This is a genomic window from Ruegeria sp., from assembly GCF_965243365.1.
Lineage (GTDB): Bacteria > Pseudomonadota > Alphaproteobacteria > Rhodobacterales > Rhodobacteraceae > Ruegeria.
The window spans coordinates 178,245-196,392 of the sequence record NZ_CBDEUW010000001.1 but is presented as its reverse complement, the minus strand read 5'-3'; the positions used below and the strand labels follow the sequence as shown (position 1 = coordinate 196,392).

Sequence of the window (18,148 nt, the reverse complement as noted above, 5' to 3'; positions counted from 1 at the left end):
TGCCATTCCATTTCGTCGTATCATGGCCTGGAATTAGTCGTTTGAAAAGATGAGTTCAAAACCCCTTTATCGAGTCACCGGGCAGTCAGGGCTGCGCCGGGTTACCCAAGGCTCAGTAAGGAGACCCAGGTGTGAAGATCGCCTTTACCGATTTCGTACAACCCGACCTTGAACTGGAAACCGCGCTTATCAAAGATGCCGGGTTCGAGATGGTCGTAGCTGACCCGCATTGTACCACAGAACAAGAGGTCATCGACTTTGTTAAAAGCTCTGGTGCCGACGCAATCGTGTCGCTTTATGCGCCGATTGGCGAGGCGGTGTTTTCCGCCCTGCCCGATCTGAAGGTTGTTAGCGTTCCGCTGGTCGGTGTGGACGCAATCGATACCGAGGCCGCCAAGCGTCATGGCGTCTGGATTGCACATATCCCCGATGCCTGGGTGTCCGAGGTCGGCGTTCACGCCGCCGCGATGGCGCTTTCGTTGGTCCGGCACCTGCCTTTCTATGATCGGTCGGTGCGTGAAAAACGCTGGGATTATGAAGAGCCAGGCGTTCTGCACCGCACCCACGACATGACCTTTGGCCTGCTAGGTTGCGGCCGCATCGGTCAGCAGGCCGCACGCAGTGCCGCGCCGAGCTTTGGCAAAGTTATCGCCTACGACCCGTACATGCCCGCCGAGGCGTTTCCAGACTGGATCGAGCGAGTAGATAGTAAAGAGGCGCTGTTTGAACAGGCCAATGTGGTTTCGCTGCACTCACCGTTAACGGCAGAGACCAAACATATCGTCAACACCGATCTGCTGGGCCGGATGCAGCGCGGCAGTTTCATCGTCAACGCCTCACGTGGTGCGCTGATTGATCCCTCGGCCCTGCTGGCAGCGCTCGACAGCGGTCAGATCGGCGGTGCTGGGCTCGATGTGTTCGAGGTTGAACCACCAGATCCGAACGACCCGCTGCTACACCACCCCCGCACTGTGGTTTCGCCACATGCTGCCTACTACTCGGTCGAGGCCGATGAAGAGGGCCGCTCGCGCGCGATCAAGAACGTAATCACCTATGCAAACACCGGTCGCCCCGACCATTTTGTCGTCGAAGGGACGAAATAATCCATGAAAGATATCGACACATCCGCCATGACCTGCGGCGAAGGCCTGCTGCACCTGCTCAAAGCCTATGGCATCGACACCGCATTCGGCATCCCCGGCTATCACACTGTCGAGTTCTATCGGAATTTTGATAAGATGGGCATCCGGCAGGTTACGCCCCGGCATGAGCAGGGCTCGGCCTACGGGGCCTATGGATACGCTGCCGCAACCGGCAAGCCCGGCGTCTGTTTTCTGGTCACCGGCGCGGGTGTGACTAACGGGACCACCGCAATTGGCGAGGCCTACTCCAACTCAATCCCAATGCTGATCTTCACCACCATGAACAATGTGCATGAGCTGGGAATGAATGGGGGTCGTATGCACGAGCTGCGTTCTCAGTCGGACATTCTGGATCAGGTGACGGCCTTTACCCACACCCTGCTGGACGCGCGCAACCTGCCCGAGGTTCTGGCCCGTGCATTCGCCGTTTTCTCAGGTCAGCGCCCGCGCCCAGTCTGTATTCAGATCCCACAGGACGTTCTAGCCGGCCCGGCCAATTTTGACATCGAGGCTTGGCCCCCTGCCCCCAAACCCGGCCCCGATCCGAATGAAGTGGACCGCATCGCCGGAATGCTTTCTGACAGCAAATCGACCATGATCGTGGTCGGCGGCGGTGCGATCCCGGCATCAAAAGAGGTTCTGGAACTGGCCGAGCGGCTGGATGCACCCGTCATCAACTCCTGCGCAGGCAAGGGCGTGATCCCGGAAGATCATCCGCTGTGCATGGGTTTCACGCAAGCTTTTGATCCGGTGCGCGACCTGCTACGTGACGCAGACACAGTGCTGGCCATCGGCACCGAGTTTGCCGAACCTGATCGGTATTTCACCGAAGATTACCCGATCAATGGCCAGTTAATCAGGATCGATATCGATCCCGGTCAGATCATGCACTACTCCAAACCCGCTGCTGCCTTATTGAGCGATTCAAAGCTGGCAGTGTCGGCCATTCTGAAGGCGCTGGAAAACCACAATGGCCCGCAGCATGACCAGCCAGCGGCCGATCTGGTGGCCGAGACCAGGACCAAATTCAGCGGCGATCTGTGCAAAGAATCCCCCAAGCACAAAAAGGCGCTTGAGATCATCCATGATGTTCTGCCCGAAGACACGATCATCAGCGCCGATGCGTCTCAGGTCTGCTATACCGGGCTCTATCACTACCCGATGAAACACCCGAACCTGTTCCACTTTCCCAACGGTTATGCCGCAATGGGCTTTGGCGTACCGGTTGCCATCGGCATGAAGGTTGGCGCGGGTGACAAACCGGTGGCCTGTATCACCGGGGATGGTTCCTTCCAGATGACTTGTGAGGAACTGGCCGCAGCGGTTGAACAAAAACTTTCGATGCCGATTATCGTCTGGTCGAATGACGGCTATCAGGAAATCCGGGAATATATGGATAGCAAAGGTCTGCCCACCATCGGCTGCACGATCTACAACCCGGAATTCAAGAAGATCGCCGAAGCCTTCGGGGCCAATGGCCGCCGCCCGCAAAGCGCTGATGAACTGCGCGAGGCGCTGGAGTTTGCCCTTCAGGCAGATGGCCCGACCATCATCGAAATCGACGAGAAAGACGCCTGGCTGCAATAAGCAGCCGGGCCTCAGTTGGAGGCCGCCGATGATTACCAACGCAAAGACATCCAACATTCATCTCGACAAAAAGGCGGTCAAAGCCCTGATGCGGCGCAGCGATCGGCCCGGACTGATCTATCTGGGCTGCTGGCTTGGGCTTTTGGCTGTCACCGGGACTTTGGTGATACTGTCCGTCGGCACCTGGTGGATGGTGCCAACTCTGCTGGTCTATTCCGGGTTCTTTGCCGTTTCAGCCTATGCCCTATCCCATGAATGCGCCCATGGCACCGCCTTTCGCACCCGCTGGCTGAATGAGACCGTCTTCTGGTTCACCTCGTTGCTCTACTATGAGGAACCACTGCACCGTCGTTACTCGCACGCCAGCCATCACACACACACCTGGATCGAGGGCGAAGATAACCAGATGCCCTATGCCCCGATCCCATTGACGTTTCTGGGCTGGGTCGAGGAAATTCTGGGCCTCGGCCTCTACTGGCATCAGACGAAGATGTTCGTGCTGCATTCGCTGGGCATCTTCTCGGACGACGTCAAGCGCGTCACACCGGAAAGCGAACTGCCCCGGATGCAGCGCAACACCCAGATTTGCGTCGCCATCTATCTGGGTCTCGCTGCGATCAGCATCTGGTTTGGCTGGCTCTGGCCGCTGTGGCTGATCGTGATCCCGCGCGTTCTGGGCGGTCCGATCATGAACGCCTTCATCCTGATGCAGCATGTGGAAATGGCCGAAAACCAGCCCAATATCGTGCAATCGACCCGCTCGTTCCGCACCAATTGGTTCTTTCAGTTCCTGTATTTCAACATGAACAACCATATCGAGCATCACCTCTATCCAACCGTACCCTTCCATGCGCTGCCAGAGCTGAGCGAGGCACTCACCGACCAGTTGCCTGAGCCGGACGCTGGATTTCTGAGCACTCATTGGGAGGTTCTGAAAATCACGATACGCCGCTCACTCGGGCGCAATGACCGTTCCACCAAAATCCGCCAGGCATTCTCAGACGACCAAGCAGGAGACGACAATGACAGAGCAATGGCTTGACGCCTGTGCCACCGACGACATCGATGACGAAGACCTGATCACCATGGATCTGGGCGGGAAGCATCTGGCCATCTACAACACGCCAGAAGGGTTCTTTGCCACGGACGGGATGTGTACGCATGAGGACGAGTCGCTGGGTGATGGTCTGGTGATGGACGGCGTAATCGAATGCCCGCTGCATCAGGGTCGGTTCTGTGTCCGTACAGGCAAAGCGCTGAGCGCCCCGGCCATTACCGACTTATGCGCCTATGAAACCCGCGTCGAAAACGGGCGCGTCTTTGTGAAGGTTTAAGTCCCATGCGCTATGCCGATATGACACTGGCGCAGGCCGCCCGCGTCACGCCGGTCGTCGGCATGACCGACACGTTGGAAATGATCGATCTGCCAAAGATGCGAGCCTATCGCTTGCAACGGCTACGGGACGAAATGAAGCGACAGGACATGGGCGGCTGCGTCCTGACCTCGGTCTATTCGATCCGCTACGCTACAGGCATGCGCGATGCCGGCATCATGCAAAGCCACATCCCGCTGAGTTATCTGTTCGTGCCCGCTGAAGGACCAACAGTCTATTTCGACGGCGAAACCGGCAAAAAGATCGCGCAGGGTCTCGAGACTATTGATGAACTGGGCGATGAAGCAATCCAGATCAGCTACATGTTCGCCGGTACCCGGATGGATGAGATGATCGAGCGCTGGGTCAATCAGATCGCCGCCCTGATGCAGCGCCATGGCGGCGGCAGCAAACGGCTTGGGGTCGAAAGCCCGGTGCCACAGGTCGCTGCGCTATTTGCTGATAAGGGCTTGGATGTGGTGCACGCGCATAAGGTGGTTGAACCGGCCCGCGCCATCAAATCCATCGAGGAAATCCTGTGTATGAACTACGCTATCGCCGTAGCGGAAGACGGCATGTGGCGCATGCGCGAGGCTCTGCGCCCCGGCATCACGGAGATCGAGCTGTGGTCGTATCTGTGGAAAGCCAATGTCGAGGCAGGCGGCGACTGGATCGAGGGGCGCCTGCTGGCAGCCGGAGACCGCACCAACCCGTGGCTGCAAGAAGCATCGGCCCGCATCATTCGCCCCGGAGAGTTGGTGGCTTTTGACACCGATATGGTTGGCCCGTTCGGATATTCAGCAGATGTGTCTCGCACATTGTTTTGCGGCTCGGGCCGCCCTAGCGACTATCAACGCGAGCTATACAACCGCGCGTATGACGAAATTCAGCACAATCTGGAACTGATGAAACCGGGCATGTCGTTCCGAGATGTCATGGAGAAAGGGTTCAAACAGCCTGAACAATTCCAGGATCAGCATTATGCGGTTCTGGCTCATGGCATCGGGATGTCCGATGAATGGCCGTGCATCTACTACCCGCAGGATGAAGCGCTAGCTTATGACGGCGTGCTTGAGCCCGGCATGGCGATGTGCGTCGAAAGCTATGTGGGTGAAATCGGCGGAGCCGAAGGTGTGAAACTGGAAGAGCAGGTTCTGATCACCGAGGACGGGTATGAGCTGCTATCCAAGTTCCCCTTCGAATCCAACCTGCTCGGCCGCGAGATTTGACAGAGGAGCTGCATCGGCACTTTCCCCGCATCATTGATCTAGAACGGCGGGCACGGCAACGCTTGCCGGGATTTGCCCGAGACTTCATTTTCGAAGGCGTCGATGACAATGCGACGATGGCCCGGAACCGGGCAGAATTGTCTGAGGTCACTCTGACGCCGCGCAGTCTTCATGACGCCGAAGGGCCTGACCTGGCCTGCACTCTTTTTGGCCAGCAATATGCCGCGCCATTTGGCGTCTCTCCGGTTGGTGGGGGTGAGATTGCATGGCCGCAGGCCGGATCTTATCTGGCATCCGCAGCCGCTCGGGCCGGAGTCGCCTTTACGGCTTCAACCTATACGGCCGCAACACTGGAAGAACTGCGACAGATCGCGGGACCAATGGCCTGGTTGCAGCTCTATGTATCATCCCGGGACGAGATCACCGTTGACCTTTTGAACCGGGCTGAAGCTGCCGGGTATGAGGTTCTACTGGTGACGATGGATGTGCCTGCCCCTGCACGGCGCGCCCATGATCTGCGCAACGCGCTGGAATTTCCGTTCCGGTTCAACCTGATCAAACTGTGGCAGATGGCAATAAACCCGGTCTGGAGCTGGGCCAATCTGCGTCACGTCCTGCGCCATGGCATGATGGATTTCGCCAATCTACGCCCCTATATGGACCGCGATGGCCGGAACGCCGCCGACGTGATCGCAAGCCTGTCCGCCCCCGTCACTGCCGACCGCCTGAGCGCTATCAGGGATCGCTGGCCCGGCAAGCTTGTGGCCAAGGGCGTTTTGTCCCCTACCGAGGCCGCAAAGCTGCGCGACCTAGGCTGCGATGGCGTGGTGGTCTCTAACCACGGTGGCCGACAATACGACGCGGCACCTTCTCCGGTCGAGGTTTTGCCCGCAATGCGCAGCCTGCTGGGACCAGACTATCCGATTTTGGCCGAAGGCGGGGTCCGCTCGGGCCTGGATATTTGCCGCCTAATTGCACTGGGGGCCGACTTTGTTTGCACTGGTCGTCCATTCTATGCAGGCGTCGCCGCACTTGGGCCGAGAGGTGCAGATCACGTCTTAGACGTTTTTCTCACTGAATTCGCAACGGCCCTGAGACAGATCGGATGTCAGACACCACGCGACCTGCCTGAATTTCTGTTCTGAGCGTCGGCTTAAATCTGTTTCTCAGGCAGGTGAACCACCAGACCATCGATTGCATCGGACACTTTGATCTGGCAAGTCAGACGCGACCGCGCCGGATCAGGCTCATAGGCAAAATCCAACATATCCTCTTCCATGTCGTCCTTGCCCGGCAGTTTCTCGACCCAAGCCGCATCAACATAGACGTGACATGTCGAACAGGCACAAGCACCGCCGCAATCCGCATCAATCCCGGGAAGGTTATTGTCCCTTGCACCTTCCATCACGGTCAGCCCGTTTTCGACCTCAACAACATGCGCAATGCCGCCATGCTCGACATAGGTAATCGTCGCCATTTTCTCAGTCTCTCTGTTTACGTCTCTGCCGGAATGGCCGTGGCCACCGGATTACTGGTGAAATAGGCAATACGTTCTGACAGTATTCCTGTGTCGTCAAAATGGATCAGAGCAGCCCCCTGCAGATCGGTCCCGGTTACACACCACCAGCACCAGGCGGTTGACGGCGCCGTGCCCGAGACAATCAAATCTGAATATTGCAGAAATGGAGATGGCATGCGCCCGTTGGCCAACTCTGCCCCGGCAGCTTTGAAGTCTTCGACAAAGTCTATGAAGTCCCTGCGCTGGATTCTGCCAGTGGCGGGATCATCGTAGTAGAAACCTGGGGCGGTCGCCCCCAGGCTTTTCTCCGCGTCCCCCTTCCGCCACCCTTCGAGATAGATCTCAAGCCATTGGCGTGCTTCCACGAGTTTTCTCCTATTCACGGCGGGTGTGCTTCTTTGGCTCTATCCGAACCGGCAGCCAAGCCCCTTAGAGCTTATCCAGCGCTTCGAGCAACTTCTCGTTTTCTTCTTTTGACATATGGACGGTCTCCTTCGGTCCGGGAAACGAGCCCTCGTTCACGGCATCGCGGAATTTGACCATAGCCTCAACCCGCTCACTATAAATCTGCCGGTGCAGCCGCCCCACATCACCGAACGCTCTTGCGTGTTTCGGGTCATTGGGCGCCTCGCCGCAGATGTCATGCAAAAAGAGGAAAATGATATCTCCGGCATAACCGGAGCCCAGCGAGCACGTGACGATACTGGTTTTGTCGTTCAGCGCCAGCAGTGCCTCTTCGGCGACGCATTCAATCTCAACCGCAAAGCACCCTGCATCTTCCAGACGCTTGAACGTGCGATGTAACTCCATCGCCTCGTCTGCGGTCTTTCCAATGGCCCGAAGGCCCCCCACCCAGGTCGACAAGCGCGGGATCAACCCCATATGCGCTTGGACGGGTATGCCGTTCTTGGCCAGCAGCTCGACGGCGTCATAACTACGGTTCGTGTAAAAGAAGTCCGCACCCCGTTCCATCGACGCGATCCCGGCCCGAAGAATGTCATCGTTGGTAGCGTGTTGTTCCCACCCCATACCAGACCCCGCAAAGGTTGTGGGGGCGACCTCGCGCACCATTTCCACCTGCTCATCCCACAGGGTGAATAAATCGATACCGGCTTCAACCGCGGCCCGCGCTTCTTCCGGGCTGGACGGGTTGACCATCGTCAATTTGTCTTTCACGCCTTTGCGTGCCCGCAGGTCGGCGACTGTAAAGTTGCGCTTCGCAGGTGTTCCGTTGAACGTGTAGATGTTCTTCATCGTCGTGGCCTCAGATGATCCGTAGATTGTTGATACTCTTGGCAACTTCGGCAGGGCGATCCCGGACAACCCGATCGCCCCACGATTGGTTGACTAGTACAGCCGCAGATATTCCTGGACTTCCCAATCTGTCACCGACTGGTGGTATCGTTCCCACTCGTCGTTTTTGTATTCGAGGTAGGATTTGCGCATCACCGGGCCCATGACGTGTTCGGCCATGTCGTCCTGGCGCAGCGCCTCAATGGCGTTGAACAGAGTGCGCGGCAGGCGGCGGATGCCCAGCTCGGCCAGTTCGGCGTCGGTTTTCGAATACAGGTCAAAGTCGGTCGGCTTGCCGGGATCGATCTTGTGTTTGATCCCATGCAGCGCACTACTCAGATGCATCGCCATCGCCAGATAGACGTTCATCGTCATGTCGCAGGCGCGGTTTTCGATACAGTGACGGCTCTGCGGCAGGCGGAACTGGGCCGAGCGGTTGTTGAACCCGTAAGTAATATTGGTCGGCGCCCAGGTCACGGTGCCGCCTTCGAACCCGCCAACACGCGGGACCAGACCGTTATACGAGTTCACGGTCGGGCAGGTGATCGCCGTGATCGCCTCGGCATGCTGCATCAGGCCACCAACGGCCCACCGGCTTTCATCCGACCAGTCGCTGCCATCTTCGGTTTCAAAGATGTTCTGACCCGGACGGCTTTCATGCTGCATCGACATGTTGATATGCGCGCCTGACCGCCAGTCACCCACTGTGGGTTTCGGCATGAAGGTCACGAACATGCCGTGCTTCTTGGCCACCTCTTTCAGCACGATGCGCAAAAACGCCAGACGGTCAGACATTTCCAGCATGTTGGTATAATGGAAATCCAGCTCGAACTGGGAATAAGCCCCTTCGGCCACCACATCATGCAGGTTCCAGCCCAGACCTTCGATGATGTCGATCATGTCCTTCAGGAAGGGCATCGAGTCGATCGAGTATTCCACATCATAACCAAAGGCCTGACGGCGGGGGCTGATCGCCTTGCCCAGATCGTCGTCGAAGGCTTTCACGGGCTGCCCGTCTTCGTCGTATTTCATGACGATGAATTCGGGCTCGACCCCGGCGTATCCGGTGTATCCTTCGTCTGCGGCTTCTTTCATGGCGCGTTTCAGCGCCTGACGCGGGCAGACATTGTAAGGTGCATCCTCCCAATAGAGATCCGAGAAGATGATCGCCATCGACGTGTCCCACGGGCAGATATAGACCGCGTCCAGATCCGGCACCACGACCTGATCGCTATCAGCCGGGCTGAGTTCCGGCACGAACGAGATCGAGTGAACAGCAAATTGCGGACCTTTGCCCAGGCACAACGGTTCGAAATCGCTCATCGGGACGGGTTTGGTCTTTGGGATGCCATGCAGGTCGATCCAGGCAGCCATCACATATTTAACGCCTGCATCCTCCAGTCGCTTTTGAACGGCAGGAATTTTCGGGCGGTTCCGGTCAACCGCTTCCTGAAAAGTCTCGTAGTAGATCTTACCGGTCGCATTGTCTTTAGGCACGTGGCGTCCTCCTGTCAGGGTGCCGTCGGTCTCTGGCGTCAAAGCCGGACGGTCTGGAATATATCAGCGCTTTCTGCGCCGCTTGGGGGGAAGGCAGGCACTCCACAGCAGGGAGAGCACAATGAGAGCCTGCCTTCAGACCGCAGCAGGCTATCAGCCCGCTACAAAATCATCCGGATCAATGCCGGGGATTTTCTTGCAAGAAACCGGTCGTATTCGATTTCAAATTGTTCAGTGTATTGCACATCCTTGTTGCATTAGCTGGTTCACCTTCTTGAGTTGCCACACCAGGCATCATGATTCCACGCATAGGAGTGAACTGCGAAAAATTGATCTTGTCCACACATATGTTGCTTCTTCAGTAGGTTTTTCGACTTATCGTCACTATTTTGGTGATTTATTCACGCTAAATTTCGAATTTCGCAAACTTGGACACAAAAGCTCTACCTCACACAGGCGCTAGACGGCAGATTTGAGGGCAAGCGGCTTTTCCGGCTGTCCACGACGTACTTGTGGAATTCAGCAAGTCAGCCTCTGCACTAGCGATCCCGAAAATTCAAAAGTGTCGCAAACTTATTTCTAAATTGACAAGCACGCGGGTTCCGGCGTTTGTCCTCAGCGTATAGTTCTTTTATAGGTTTCAGCATAATCTCTTTGAAATGCTGTCATTTTCCCTAAGGATGCGGGTTTCTGCGCTTTGTACATCTGTTTGCGATACAAAGTGTCAAAGCGAAATTTAGAAGAGACAACGACTGAACGCGGCGTTTAGGTGTAGCACGCCACTCTCAATATGTGGGTTGTGAGATGTTCACCGATGATCGCAGAGAGAGTGAAATCGAAGAAACACCCAACACTGAGTTCCTGGTGAATAAACAAGACATATGTTCATGTTCGCGGCAAATGGATGTACCTCTATCCGACCGTCTACAAAGCTGGAAACGCCTTCAAGTTCATGCAATCCGAGCGCATAAACCGTCCGGCGGCAACCCTTTTCAATGCCAAAGGTCAGTCCTCCAATGGAATTCCAGGCAAGATCGTCATCGATAGAAGTGGAGCCAACGCGGCGAGCACTCGAGATGTGAACAACGCCCTTGCTCGGATTGGCTACCCGGCCAAAATGCAAACCGTCCGGTCCAAGTATCCGACGGATGCATTTGACAAGAGCTTTTGAGGTACCGCGCCCTTGTCTTTGGTTGAGCTACTGAGGAGAAACGGGCTTGGCCATCGGTGACCGCTGTTTCCATTTGGCCGCGAAGCGCCTGTAAACTTCTTCGGCGTGGCCGACAGCTTTCCTCTCCTGATCTCGTACCGATTTGAGGCCGTAGTTGGCGACGGATCCCTTTGTCCTGCCACCACGGTGTGAGGGATAGCCCGCAGTCAGTTCCAGTTTCCTCAGCTTCCAGTCCAATAGGGCGGGATGGCTCCAGATGTATTCTTCGCCCTTGGACAGCATGTGCCAGACGACGACCGTCAGCTTGCGCGCCGTCCCAACAGCAGCAACTTGGTTGCCCCGCTTTTCTTTGATCCTCCTGAAGAAGGCGCGTAGCGGGCCGGGTGTTCGTGAAGTTGACCAGGTTGCCTCCACCAGCATTGCCCGCGCATGCGATCTACCCTGCTTGGTGATGCGGCCGTGGTAGGCAGGTCTGTCTCCGGATTGACGCACCCGAGGATTGAGCCCGAAATAGCTGACGAGTTTCTCCGGAGACGAGAAGCGCTCGATATCGCCGATTGCGGCCAGAACACTTAGTGCAACCATCATGTTGACACCAGTGATCGTCATCAGCTGTTTCACGCGCGGCTCCTGAAGCGCTGTCTGTGCAAGGTCTTCATCGATCTGTTTGAGTTCGCAACCGAGACGGTCCAGCTCGCCGGCATGACGGAGGATGACGCGCCGCTGGTCTTGCGCGACAGGTTGTTCCGCCAGCCATTTCCTTCCACGCTTTGTGAAAAGAGACGCATTGTACGGCGGGATCAGATTGGCATGCAGCACCGAATGGATCCTGTTCTTGAGACAGGTCATCTGGGAAACCAACTGCACCCGCTCAGCCACGACCCGACGCAGCCTTTCCGTTTATTCATCCGGCATCCAAACTTCTGGTAGAAAACCGCTGGCGTGAAGTTTCGCCAGAACACTTGCATCGATCTTGTCGGTCTTGACTTTGGCCCAGGCGATGGCGCGAACGAGCAGTGGATTTGAGATGACAACGCGATTCACAAAAGGGGACAGCAGCCGCACTATGGCCTTTGTGTTGACTGTCGCTTCCAGGACGATCTCATCATCCAAGCTAAGTTGCTCGGCGAATTTCAGGATGTGTTCACGCTCAAGCTCGAGGCGACCAGCATCCCGGATCTTGCCATTCTCCAGGATCGCCACCTGAGCAAAGGTTCTATGAACATCAAGAGCAATGATCTTCATGACTGGCTCCTTTCCAAGGTTAGTAACCAAGGGAGCCAGCGGGCCACACGACAACTACGGATCCGCGCTCGCAGCGCAACCGGGCAAGTCGAAGGGGCGGACAGATAACAACTCGAGCTCACAGCTGATGAGATACATCGGCCTGCCCGCCATTCGTGCTCCCAACGCCCCAATCCCGGTGGACCAATAGTAATCCACATCAAAGCCTTCAAAACCTCCGATTGGAGCGTCGCGCCCATTCATGCCGGATAACAATATCATTGAGCAAGACCATTGGTTCATCAAACGTCGGATCAGGCCAATGTTGGGTTTCAAGTCTTTCGCTTCAGCTTCAGCTGCCCTGGCTGGCATCGAGCTGGTCAACATGATCCGCAAAGGTCAATTCACACCAGGACTCCGTCCGTTTCAGCAGTTGGCGCAATTGGCAGGATAATCGACCAGCCTGCTGCATCCACGTAGCTTTCGAAGAAATTTGCGACAGAACCCTGCCAACATGATGCTGGTTCGATGTAATTCCGATGTGCCCATCTCATACAGGCGAGGCATCTTGGACGGCATCTTCATGCGTGAGGCCTAACCAGTTCAGAACGCGCAAACAAGTTGGCAATGCCGTTCTGGGCGTCGCTCCTGATGCGGATGGCGAATGGATCGCCTCTGCCGTTCGTCACGTCTGGGACTACGCTGATGGCGGGGGTGCGCCAACAACGGTTGAAACAGAGTTTGGCATGGCTGAAAAAGATGATAAGGATGATGCCAACAAGAAAAAGAGCCGCCGCAGGCAATCAGGTGAATACGTCTCGATCCTCGATCGATAACCACGTCGCTACAGGAAAATTTTTCCTGACAAACCATGTGAACCGATTTGCCGGAGCAAATTTTCCGCTACACGGGTCAAAAACAAATTTATTTTGAATGATGGCTCTCCGCAAATGGCAAGACAATTCATAGAACTCTTTTCCAAAAAAGATGGCCGGACGATAAGTCCGGCCAGTTACGAAACCAGTCGGTTCCGCTGGGGAGAAAGGTCTACCAATCGAGTAATTCCCGCGTCGGTATAAGTGTTGGATTTCGACAAGGGGTATTTATGTGCTCTCCTGTCTGCAGTATTTGTGATTTGATACAAGTAGCCTGAGTTTGCACGCTCCTAAAATTCTGCATCGTCAAACACCGTTCGGAGAGTTGCTTCTATCGCATTCCGTCTGCCACCAGGGCAATCATCTCAAACATGATGGCCATGGCTACATGGGCAGTCAGACGGTTTGGATTGTCTTTGGATGGAATAAAACAGACAACGTCTCCTCCGATTACGTTCAATCCACGGAGTCCTTGAAGGATTGATACAGCCTCCGACATCGACATTCCGGTTTGAGTTACCTCAATATTTGACGCAGCTGGTGCAACAGTTGGATCAAGTGCATCGAGATCGAAAGTAATGTAAATCGGAGCATCGCCAACGCGCTAGCGTACCAATTCAATTGTACCTTCCACTCCAAGATCGCGGAACCGTTTTATTGGAACTATTTCATAGCCATGCTTTTGACTGGCCTCATACCAGTCAAGCGTCCCGGTATGACCACGTAAGCCAATTTGCAGACTTTTGGATGGATCAACATGCCCTTCGGCTGCGGTATAGCCGCCCCAATGCGCAGCAGATCGCTTTGCACCCAACCAATGTGGAAGGTGATCATAAGTGTCCGTGTGTGAGTCAATGTGAACCAAGGCTACCGGTTTTCCGTCGGTTAACTTGGCATTTGGTCCGGAAATAGCCTTTAGGATTGGACCTGTAATGGCGTGGTCGCCGCCCATGGAAACAGGTCGAACACCAGCCTGATCCAATCGTTTGTAATACGCTTCAATATGCTCAACGCATATGTCGTTAACCATAGCTTCCGGTAAGGGAACATCGCCCAGATCGTTGATCCTGGCCATTTCCCATGGGTTGATACCGAAGTCCGTGTGCATACGGCGATACAGCCCTGAAACATGCCGTACGGCGCGAGGACCGAGGTGCTGATCACGCTCGGTTGAACCGTTCCCGGAACTGTGAGGCACGCCGACAAGCGCAATATCCGCCAGATTGGGATCCTCTATGTGCGGGCACTTGAAGAAGGTTGGGATCCCCCACCAATACCATTTGCTTGTATCCTGTTTCGCCCTTTCCAGATCGTCATCCTTGCTTAGGTCATACGTCATGCGTTTGCTCCACTTAGTCGTTGGTTAATTTTCTTGAAACCGACGCGCCAGGTTGTCGGAACTACGCGCAAGAAGCGAAAGATCGCTTCCCACCGCCACAAAGCTAAAACCCCAATCGATATAGCGTTCAGAATCTTCGTCGTTCATCGATAGGATGCCGGCGGGCTTTCCTAATCGGTTGAGAACATCGACCGCACTATGGATCGCGGACTGCACGTCCGGGTGGGACGGAATGCCAATGTGACCCATCGAAGCAGCCAGATCGGCGGGACCAACAAATACGCCATCAACACCTGGTGTTGATGCTATTTCTTCAAGATTCTCCAGTGCAGTAAGCGTTTCAATTTGCACCAGAACACAGATTTCTTTGTCCGCATTCCTCAAATAGTCTTTAACGCGCCCGAAGCGGCTAGCGCGACCACTGGCCGTCACACTGCGAACCATGGCTGGAAGGCTACAAGAACTGGGTGTTAAGCCGGAATTGGAAGTTTTCGAACTTGGGCATTTGCGGTTCGCCAAACAGATGCTTTCTGAAGGGCTGATCGATGAGCCGCCGATGTTCCAGATCTGCTTAGGTATCCCGTGGGGTGCTGAAGCAAACACGAACAGCATGAAGGCGATGGTCGACGAACTGCCTGAGAATGCCAATTGGGCGGCCTTTGGTATCGGCCGCGCTCAAATGCCGATGCTGGCACAATCTGCAATCCTAGGAGGAAATGTACGAGTCGGGCTAGAGGACAACCTCTATCTTGAACGAGGGGTAAAGGCGACCAATGGGCAACTCGTTGAGCGTGGTGTAAACATCGTCGAGCAACTCGGCGGTCGCATTGTCGGACCGCAAAAAGCTCGCGACATTCTCGGCCTTAAGCAAGCTAGCTAAGAAAATTTCCGGTTTGGCCAATCCAATCAGACCGGAAGGTTCTGTTGCAAACTTTTAGCTGTTGACGCGCTTGGGTTTAGCGAGTGGATGGCTTTCGGTCCAAACTAGTCGAAAGCCAACTCATGATCTCCTTCAAAGGCGCGCAATACCCCAAGGATGTAATCCTCTTTGCTGTGTTCATCCACGTTCGATACGGCGTGTCGTATCGTGATCTTGAAGAAATCATGTCTGAGCGTGGCGTTGCGGTAGATCACACAACGCTGAACCGGTGGGTGACAAAATACGCTAGTGCAACTGCCGAAGTCGCGCGCAAGCACAAGGGACCGTGTGACGGCTCTGTCGCAATTTCCTTTGAAGGCTGAAGAGATGACGCAGGCAGGTTGATTACCCTGCCAGTTGGGCAAACTGCTGAAATGCAGAGAGTCCGGGTGTGAATTGACCTTTGCGGATCATATTGACCAGCTCGATACCAGCCAGGGCAGATGCAGCGGAATCGAAAGACTTGAAACCCATCATGGGCCTGATCCGACGTTTGATGAATCGATGGTCTTGTTCAATGATGTTGTTGAGATACTTCTGCCTCACCATTTCGACCAGTATCGGACAACCAAAGCCTTTCAGCATTTTGTTTATTGCTTTGATGCCAGCAGTGTTGGCCCCGCTTTTGTCGATGACAATCTTTGGTGGTAAACCGTTCACCTCAAGCGCACGAGCAAAGAATTTCGTCGCTGCAGCTTTGTTCCTGCGTTTGGATAGCATGAAGTCCAGGGTCTTTCCGTGTTTGTCGATGGCGCGATAAAGATAAACCCACTCACCCTTCACTTTCACATAGGTCTCATCCATGCGCCATGAACGGTCGGTAGGATGCTTTTTGTACCGCGAAGCATCAGCTACAAGACCTGCATATCGGCTCACCCAGCGGTTCAGGGTTGCATGATCCAATTCAACGCCACGTTCTGCCATGATTTCTTCCAGATCCCGATATGACACGCCGTATCGGAGATAGAAGAAAACAGCGTACAAGATCACTTCTTTCGGAAAGTGTGCACCCTTGAAAGAGATTGTCACGGTCTGCTCCTGTCAACGTGAGCATGCGCCACCAAAACGACACTTATTCTGACAGGTCGGAAATAAGTTTGCGACAGAACCCAACGGGGTTCTGTTGCGAAGTTTTGGTTGGCTGAAGTGAACGCGCTGTAGCAGCAGGTTTAAGAGGCAAGTTCCGCGAACTGGCGAAACGGACAGAGTCCGGGCGTGATTTGGCCTTTGCGGATCATGTGCGCCACTTCGATTCCATCCAATGTTGCTGCTGCTGATGCGAAGGCTTTGAACCCCAGCATCGGGCGGGTTCGTCTTTTTATGAAACGATGATCCTGCTCCACAATGTTGTTCAAGTATTTCCGCCTGACCATTTCAATTGGGATCGGGCAACCAAAGCCTTTCAACATCTTGTTTATGGCCTTGATACCAGCCGTGTTAGCTCCGCTTTTGTCGATGACAATCTTTCTAGGGAGTCCGTTGACCTCCAGTGTCCGGGCAAAGAATTTGGTGGCGGCAGGTTTGTTTCGACGCTGCGAAAGCATGAAATCAAGCGTCTTACCGTGCTTGTCGACAGCTCGGTAGAGATATACCCACACCCCTTTCACCTTGATGTAGGTCTCGTCCATTCTCCAAGAACGGTCGCAAGATTTTTTGCGGCGACGCGCGGCCTCAGCAATCGCGCTGGAGTATCTTTCCACCCAGCGGTTCAGTGTAGTGTGGTCCACCGAAACACCGCGCTCACCCATGATTTCCTCCAGGTCACGGTATGAAACACCGTATCGAACGTAGAAGAAGACCGCGAATAGGATCACATCCTTCGGATATTGCGCACCCTTAAAAGAAATCATGAACCGACTTTCGGCTGAATTACACGGGCTGCTATTCACTCTCTGCGTTCTTGAGCGTCAATGGCAAAAAGTTTGCAACAGAACCTTTATGAGTTCTTTATTTCATAGCCGTCTCTCTTTGCATCTCTTCTACGAGTATTTGCTCCGCTTCAGACAACGACACAGCAGGATTTGCGATCAGAAAAACAGTTGCGCTTGGCTCGTTTTCATAGGGCGGAAGGCGGAACAAATCGCCTTTTTCCGCGTAGGGGTCAGCCAGATGAACGGGAAGGAACCCAATGCCCAATCCACATTCGATCATCCGCCTGACCTCGTTCACATGGCTGGACTGCCCTCTGACATACTGACCGATTGAGGCTCGTGCGCGGAATGCGGTCACGTCGCCCATATGACTGCCCCCCAGGACATCCGCCGTGAACCCTATGAACGGCTCTCCTCTCAGGTCGATGGCAGCAAGATCGGTCCGCCCGGCAAGATGGTAGTCGGAACCGCAATAGAGGCCGAAACGCTCGTCCAACAATGTCGTGCTATTCAGGCTTTGCGGGATGACGCCATCGCACAAGCCAAACGTCGCTGACCCAAGCTCGACCATTCGGATGACTTCTGCTGTCGTCGCCACCAATATCTCAAGCTCAACACTTGGGTATTCACAAAAAAACCGGGCAAGGCGTTGATTAAAAACACTACTTTCGACATGGTCGATCGAAGCGATCCTGATCTTGCCCGTCAGGGCCCGAGGCGCTTTTTCAAAGGTCAAGGGCAGCCTTGAAATGGCCGAGTAGATCTCTGTCGCCTGCTCATAGAGAGCCTGACCGGCCGGGCTGACCGCAATCCGGTTCCCCTTGCGGATCAAAAGACGCTTTCCGGTGCTTTGCTCCAGGCGTTTGACGGCCAGACTGACTGCGGGCTGCGAACGCAAAAGCTCTTCCGCTGCCTTCGTCATGGAGTCGTTCTGCACGACGACCATGAATGTATACAGAAGGTTCCAGTCCAGATTTCGCGCAAAATCGCTCATACAGCCTACTACAGCATAAGTTTGGTAAATGCCAAACCTAAAAACTATAAACTTGAATAAGGCAGGGGCATCGGGAATCTTCCCTCATCAAATCCAGCAGACCATCGGGAGGAAT

General features: G+C 54.9%; 17 protein-coding genes and 4 pseudogenes. 11 read left to right on the top strand and 10 right to left on the bottom strand.

Going from position 1 to position 18,148, the window contains the following annotated elements; all coding sequences use genetic code 11:
* The first annotated feature begins 131 nt into the window (after positions 1 to 131).
* Genes ACP0GE_RS00930 through ACP0GE_RS00905 form a run of 6 tightly spaced genes read left to right on the top strand, consistent with a single transcriptional unit; the run spans position 132 to position 6,476 of the window.
* Complete coding sequence (locus tag ACP0GE_RS00930; RefSeq protein WP_424830133.1) at positions 132 to 1,103, top strand: C-terminal binding protein; 972 nt, start codon at positions 132 to 134, stop codon at positions 1,101 to 1,103.
* A 3-nt stretch (positions 1,104 to 1,106) separates the two neighbouring features.
* Positions 1,107 to 2,729, top strand: coding sequence for a 5-guanidino-2-oxopentanoate decarboxylase (locus ACP0GE_RS00925; RefSeq protein WP_424830132.1), 1,623 nt, complete (start codon positions 1,107 to 1,109; stop codon positions 2,727 to 2,729).
* 28 nt (positions 2,730 to 2,757) lie between these two features.
* On the top strand, positions 2,758 to 3,771 hold the full coding sequence (locus tag ACP0GE_RS00920; protein ID WP_424830131.1) for a fatty acid desaturase: 1,014 nt from the start codon (positions 2,758 to 2,760) through the stop codon (positions 3,769 to 3,771).
* Positions 3,752 to 4,063, top strand: a complete 312-nt coding sequence (locus tag ACP0GE_RS00915; protein ID WP_424830130.1) for a non-heme iron oxygenase ferredoxin subunit — start codon at positions 3,752 to 3,754, stop codon at positions 4,061 to 4,063. The genes ACP0GE_RS00920 and ACP0GE_RS00915 overlap by 20 nt, the downstream gene beginning before the upstream one ends.
* Before the next feature lie 5 nt (positions 4,064 to 4,068).
* Positions 4,069 to 5,331 (top strand): M24 family metallopeptidase, encoded by a 1,263-nt coding sequence (locus ACP0GE_RS00910; protein ID WP_424830129.1) that lies wholly within the window; start codon positions 4,069 to 4,071, stop codon positions 5,329 to 5,331.
* A complete protein-coding gene (locus tag ACP0GE_RS00905) occupies positions 5,328 to 6,476 on the top strand; it encodes an alpha-hydroxy acid oxidase (RefSeq protein ID WP_424830128.1) in 1,149 nt (382 codons plus the stop codon). Before ACP0GE_RS00910 ends, ACP0GE_RS00905 begins: the two co-directional genes overlap by 4 nt.
* Positions 6,477 to 6,484: 8 nt before the next feature.
* Here ACP0GE_RS00905 and ACP0GE_RS00900 read toward each other — a convergent pair whose 3' ends face one another.
* The 4 genes from ACP0GE_RS00900 to ACP0GE_RS00885 all read right to left on the bottom strand — a co-directional run bounded on the left by ACP0GE_RS00900 (position 6,485) and on the right by ACP0GE_RS00885 (position 9,640).
* On the bottom strand, positions 6,485 to 6,808 hold the full coding sequence (locus ACP0GE_RS00900; RefSeq protein ID WP_424830127.1) for a 2Fe-2S iron-sulfur cluster-binding protein: 324 nt from the start codon (positions 6,806 to 6,808) through the stop codon (positions 6,485 to 6,487).
* A 17-nt stretch (positions 6,809 to 6,825) separates the two neighbouring features.
* On the bottom strand, positions 6,826 to 7,215 hold the full coding sequence (locus tag ACP0GE_RS00895) for a hypothetical protein (RefSeq protein ID WP_424830126.1): 390 nt from the start codon (positions 7,213 to 7,215) through the stop codon (positions 6,826 to 6,828).
* Positions 7,216 to 7,279: 64 nt separating this feature from the next.
* On the bottom strand, positions 7,280 to 8,104 hold the full coding sequence (locus tag ACP0GE_RS00890) for a 3-methyl-2-oxobutanoate hydroxymethyltransferase (protein WP_424830125.1): 825 nt from the start codon (positions 8,102 to 8,104) through the stop codon (positions 7,280 to 7,282).
* A gap of 93 nt (positions 8,105 to 8,197) precedes the next feature.
* A complete protein-coding gene (locus tag ACP0GE_RS00885) occupies positions 8,198 to 9,640 on the bottom strand; it encodes a glutamine synthetase family protein (protein ID WP_424830024.1) in 1,443 nt (480 codons plus the stop codon).
* Between the two features lie 868 nt (positions 9,641 to 10,508).
* On the opposite strand from ACP0GE_RS00885, the gene ACP0GE_RS00880 reads away from it, so the two are divergent.
* Positions 10,509 to 10,811 carry a DDE-type integrase/transposase/recombinase gene (locus tag ACP0GE_RS00880; RefSeq protein ID WP_424830660.1) on the top strand — a complete coding sequence of 101 codons (303 nt, stop codon included), beginning with the start codon at positions 10,509 to 10,511 and terminating at the stop codon, positions 10,809 to 10,811.
* Positions 10,812 to 10,838: 27 nt separating this feature from the next.
* On the opposite strand, the pseudogene ACP0GE_RS00875 reads toward ACP0GE_RS00880, so the two are convergent.
* Positions 10,839 to 12,056, bottom strand: a pseudogene (locus ACP0GE_RS00875) (IS110 family transposase).
* 250 nt (positions 12,057 to 12,306) lie between these two features.
* On the opposite strand from ACP0GE_RS00875, the pseudogene ACP0GE_RS00870 reads away from it, so the two are divergent.
* Positions 12,307 to 12,489, top strand: a pseudogene (locus tag ACP0GE_RS00870) (DDE-type integrase/transposase/recombinase); the annotation flags it as partial.
* 133 nt (positions 12,490 to 12,622) lie between these two features.
* Positions 12,623 to 12,871 (top strand): hypothetical protein, encoded by a 249-nt coding sequence (locus ACP0GE_RS00865; RefSeq protein ID WP_424830124.1) that lies wholly within the window; start codon positions 12,623 to 12,625, stop codon positions 12,869 to 12,871.
* A 370-nt stretch (positions 12,872 to 13,241) separates the two neighbouring features.
* On the opposite strand, the pseudogene ACP0GE_RS00860 reads toward ACP0GE_RS00865, so the two are convergent.
* Both ACP0GE_RS00860 and ACP0GE_RS00855 read right to left on the bottom strand, forming a co-directional pair.
* Positions 13,242 to 14,249: pseudogene (locus tag ACP0GE_RS00860) on the bottom strand (arginase family protein).
* Positions 14,250 to 14,273: 24 nt separating this feature from the next.
* Positions 14,274 to 14,693 carry an HpcH/HpaI aldolase family protein gene (locus tag ACP0GE_RS00855; RefSeq protein WP_424830123.1) on the bottom strand — a complete coding sequence of 140 codons (420 nt, stop codon included), beginning with the start codon at positions 14,691 to 14,693 and terminating at the stop codon, positions 14,274 to 14,276.
* Between ACP0GE_RS00855 and ACP0GE_RS00850 the strand changes: the two genes are divergently transcribed.
* Positions 14,692 to 15,129, top strand: a complete 438-nt coding sequence (locus tag ACP0GE_RS00850) for a 3-keto-5-aminohexanoate cleavage protein (protein ID WP_424830122.1) — start codon at positions 14,692 to 14,694, stop codon at positions 15,127 to 15,129. The two genes, ACP0GE_RS00855 and ACP0GE_RS00850, sit on opposite strands and share 2 nt — an antisense overlap.
* 122 nt (positions 15,130 to 15,251) lie before the next feature.
* Positions 15,252 to 15,467: pseudogene (locus ACP0GE_RS00845) on the top strand (IS6 family transposase); the annotation flags it as partial.
* Positions 15,468 to 15,513: 46 nt separating this feature from the next.
* Here the strand turns inward: ACP0GE_RS00845 and ACP0GE_RS00840 are convergent.
* From ACP0GE_RS00840 to ACP0GE_RS00830, 3 genes are all read right to left on the bottom strand, one after another.
* Complete coding sequence (locus ACP0GE_RS00840; RefSeq protein WP_424830121.1) at positions 15,514 to 16,197, bottom strand: IS6 family transposase; 684 nt, start codon at positions 16,195 to 16,197, stop codon at positions 15,514 to 15,516.
* 140 nt (positions 16,198 to 16,337) lie between these two features.
* A complete protein-coding gene (locus ACP0GE_RS00835) occupies positions 16,338 to 17,018 on the bottom strand; it encodes an IS6 family transposase (RefSeq protein ID WP_424830120.1) in 681 nt (226 codons plus the stop codon).
* A gap of 97 nt (positions 17,019 to 17,115) precedes the next feature.
* Positions 17,116 to 18,033 carry a LysR family transcriptional regulator gene (locus tag ACP0GE_RS00830; protein WP_424830119.1) on the bottom strand — a complete coding sequence of 306 codons (918 nt, stop codon included), beginning with the start codon at positions 18,031 to 18,033 and terminating at the stop codon, positions 17,116 to 17,118.
* Positions 18,034 to 18,148: the final 115 nt, after the last annotated feature.